Annotated in this window: 5 protein-coding genes; 4 read left to right on the top strand and 1 reads right to left on the bottom strand. The window is 65.2% G+C overall.

Annotated features, from left to right (window positions below; genetic code table 11):
* A partial coding sequence (locus tag VLE48_14325; GenBank protein ID HSA94185.1) for an FAD-dependent oxidoreductase occupies nucleotides 1-667 on the bottom strand: 667 nt, incomplete at its 3' end.
* Nucleotides 668-817: 150 nt separating this feature from the next.
* On the opposite strand from VLE48_14325, the gene VLE48_14320 reads away from it, so the two are divergent.
* The 4 genes from VLE48_14320 to VLE48_14305 form a co-directional block, all read left to right on the top strand.
* Entirely contained in the window at nucleotides 818-1,507 is a 690-nt protein-coding gene (locus VLE48_14320) for an iron-containing redox enzyme family protein (protein HSA94184.1), read from the top strand.
* Nucleotides 1,508-1,578: 71 nt separating this feature from the next.
* Nucleotides 1,579-1,974: a hotdog domain-containing protein gene (locus tag VLE48_14315; GenBank protein ID HSA94183.1), complete on the top strand. Its 396-nt coding sequence runs from the start codon at nucleotides 1,579-1,581 to the stop codon at nucleotides 1,972-1,974.
* A gap of 68 nt (nucleotides 1,975-2,042) precedes the next feature.
* Complete coding sequence (locus tag VLE48_14310; GenBank protein ID HSA94182.1) at nucleotides 2,043-2,942, top strand: hypothetical protein; 900 nt, start codon at nucleotides 2,043-2,045, stop codon at nucleotides 2,940-2,942.
* A 15-nt stretch (nucleotides 2,943-2,957) separates the two neighbouring features.
* On the top strand, nucleotides 2,958-3,643 hold a 686-nt coding region (locus VLE48_14305), incomplete at its 3' end, for a tRNA guanosine(34) transglycosylase Tgt (protein HSA94181.1).

Raw genomic sequence — 3,643 nt, 5'->3', positions numbered from 1 at the left:
AGCCGCGCAGGCCGAGCAGCTTGAGCGCCTCGCCCAGGAGCTGCGAGGGCGGTTCGCCGGCGCGTCCGGCGGGATGAGTCTGCTCGCCGCAGTGAATCAGGCCGTTGAGGAAGGTGCCGGTCGTGATGATGACGGCTTGAGCGCCGATGATGCGGCCGTCGTGGAGACGCACGCCGCGGCAGACCCGGCGCGACGAGTTCTCAGTTCTCAGTTCGCGGTCCTCAGTGTCGGGAGCGGTTTCTGAGAACTCAGAGCTGGGAACCGAGAACTCTTCGACGATCAGGTCCACCACCTCGGCCTGTTTGACGGTGAGGTGGGGCTGGGATTCGAGCACCTGGCGCATCTTGAGGCGGTACTGCTGCTTGTCGCATTGCGCGCGGGGTGACCAGACGGCGGGGCCGCGCGAGGTGTTGAGCAGGCGAAACTGGATGCCGACAGCGTCGGTGACTTCGCCCATGATGCCGCCCAGGGCGTCGACTTCGCGGACCAGGTGTCCCTTGGCGATGCCGCCCACGGCGGGATTACAGGACATCTGGGCGATGAGGTCGGTATTGAGCGTGAAGAGCGCGGTGCGCAGACCCATGCGGGCCGCCGCCATGGCGGCTTCACAGCCGGCGTGACCGGCGCCGATCACGACCACGTCGTAGTATTCGGTGAAAGAGGCCATTAGCGATTTGGCGATCAGCAACAAGCAGTAAGCTAGAACAAGATTCTAGCAGCGGTGCGTGTCAGACTGGCCGGGGCGCCGGATTGTCTGGGTGAAGGGCGCTCCCGTATAGTTTTCTTCTACAGTCCTTTGGACTGCCGAGGAGCCGCCATGAATAGGGAGCAGTTTTTCTCCGAACTGGACGCGCGCATCAGCAAGTACGACCTGCTGTGCCATCCCTTCTACCAGGCGTGGAGTGCGGGGCAACTGACGCGCGAGGACCTGCGCGAGTACTCGGCCGATTACTACCATCACGTGGCGGCGTTTCCCGAGTATCTCGGGGAGCTGGCGGCGCGGACGGTGGACGGCGGGTTGCGGGGCGCCATCCTGGCGAATCGCGCCGACGAGCTGGGCGCCGACGGCGGCCCGGTCCACCACCAGCTGTGGCTGGATTTCGCCGAAGGCATGGGGGCCGACCGCGCTGCGGTAGCCAAGCGCGAGCCGGTGGCCGCGGTGCAGGAGCTGATCGCGACCTTCCGTCGCATCGCGACAGAGGGCACGGCGGTGGAAGCGCTGGCCGCGTTCTACGCCTACGAGTCGCAGGTGCCGCGCGTGGCGCAGGCGAAGGCGCGCGGGCTGCGTGAGTGGTACGGCGCCGATGCGAAGACGTGCGCGTACTTCACATTGCATACCACGGCGGACGTGCAGCACTCGAAGGTCTGGCGGGAGCAATTGTGGTCGCAGGTGTCAGGTCTCGGGTCTGAGGAAGAAGCGTTACGGGCGGCGGAGATGGGGGCACGGGCGCTGTGGCAAGCGCTGGACGGAATCGAGAGGGAGCGGCAGGGGAGAAAGGCCGCTTAACGATCCTGAGCGGGCATTTGTGGAGGGAATAGGGGTCCCTCGTCGCTACGCTCCTCGGGATGACAAACCAGATGGCGAAGGAAATTCCCATCGGCACGCGGGGCGAGGCGGAGGAAGAGGTCCGCTTCGAGCACACCCTGACCTATCACCATGAGAGCCTGCCTCCCGTCTATTCCACGCCGGACATGATCCGGCTGATGGAGACGGCGGCGTTCCACGCGCTGCAGCCGTTCTGCGACGAGGGCGAGATCACCGTAGGCACGGCTATTCACATCGAGCATCGCGCGGCGGTGGGCGTAGGCACACGGGTGCGGGCGGAGGCGGTGGTGGAAGCTTTCGACGGGCGTTTCTACACCGTCCGTGTCACGGTGCGCAGCGGAGAACAGGAATTGGGACGCGGCACGGTGGACCGGGCCGTGGTCCACCTGGGCAAGTTCAAAGAGCGCTACGAGAAGAACGGCGGCTAGCGCGCGGATTTCCCGTTGACATCTCTTCTGCGCGGCAGTAGGCTCCCGCGAAATCGGGGAGAGGCGCGGTGGAAGGGCTTTACTACAAGCACTCCGGCCGATTCACCTGGCCGGGCGTCTTCGCAGGGCTGGTAGCCGGAAGCCTGGTGGGCCTGGTACTCGGTTACCTCTACGCCTACGTCATCCTGTACATCCCACTGGCCGGCTACGTCACCTTCATCCTGACTGGGGGATTCGGCCTGCTGCAGGGCGTGGCGGTCGCAGGCGCGCTGAAGTGGCAAAAAGTGCGCAACCCCGGACTGGCGGGCGTGGTGTTGTTCCTCACCACTACGCTTGCGTTCTATTTCAGTTGGGCAGTGTGGGTATACGCCTTCCTCCGCCGGGCGGAGGGAGAGGTCAGCCTGCTGGCCCTGGTGTTGCAGCCGGGCGCCCTGTGGGAAACCATCCGGTTGATCAACGCCAACGGCGCCTGGAGCATCCGCGGCTCTACGCCCACGGGGGCAATCCTCTGGACGTTCTGGGGACTGGAAGCGGCCATCATCTTCGGGGTTGCGCTGTGGGCGGGCATGGGCTGGATCAACAAAGAGCCCTTCTGCGAGCGCTGCGACAAGTGGTGCGATCAGGAAGAAGGCGTCTGCCTGGTGCCGAATGCCGGCGCCGAGGAATTCAAGCAGCACATGGAGGGCAAGGACTTCCGTTACCTGGAGACGCTGGGTGTGCCTTTGCCCGACTGCAGCGACCTGCACCGGCTCGACCTCTATAGCTGCAAGAGCTGCGCCAACACCAACACGCTCGAAGCCACGCGGATTGTGAAGACAGAGAAGAAAGGCAAGATCGAGGAAGAATCCACAGAAGTGATCACCAAGCTGCTGCTCAGCACTAGCGAAGCCGACCAGATCCGGCAAATCGGCAAGAAGCTGGCGGGACCGGCACCCGAGGCCGCGGCCGAGTCCGGCGCAACGGTCTGACGCCGGACCTTTGGCATTTCTGCTCGTTTACAATCACACCCTATTTCACTCGCATTCCAAGTTGAGGTTCGGCACGGAGCTGCGCGCGCCGGGCGGCTGATCACGCCCCATGGCGAGGTCCAGACGCCGGTGTTCATGCCGGTGGGGACGCTGGCCTCGGTGAAGGGTGTCGGGCAAGAGACGCTGGAGGAACTGGGTGTCGAGCTGGTGCTGGCCAACACCTATCACCTGCACCTGCGGCCGGGCGACGAGCTGATCGAGCGGCTGGGCGGTCTGCACCGCTTCATGAACTGGCAGCGGCCGATCCTCACCGATTCCGGCGGCTTCCAGGTGATGTCGCTCGCCGCGCTCCGGCGGATCGACGCCGACGGCGTGACCTTCCGCTCGCATATCGACGGCTCGGCGCATCAGCTGACGCCCGAACGCTCGATCGCGATCCAGCATCTGCTCGACGCCACCATCACCATGGCGTTCGACGAATGCACCGCCTGGCCGGTGACGGAGGACGAAGCGGCCAAATCGATGCGCCTGTCGATGCGCTGGGCGCAACGCTCGCGCGCGGCGTTCAAGGAGCGCGCCGGTTACGGGCTGTTCGGCATCGTGCAGGGCTCGGTCTTCCCGCCGCTGCGCAGCGAATCGATCGCGGCGCTGACCAGGATCGGCTTCGATGGCTACGCCATCGGCGGGCTGGCGGTGGGCGA

The organism is Terriglobales bacterium (assembly GCA_035454605.1).
In the GTDB taxonomy this organism is placed as follows: Bacteria; Acidobacteriota; Terriglobia; order Terriglobales; family Acidobacteriaceae; genus DATMAB01.
Note: the sequence above shows the minus strand (reverse complement) of the source record. Positions and strands in the feature narration are given on the sequence as shown.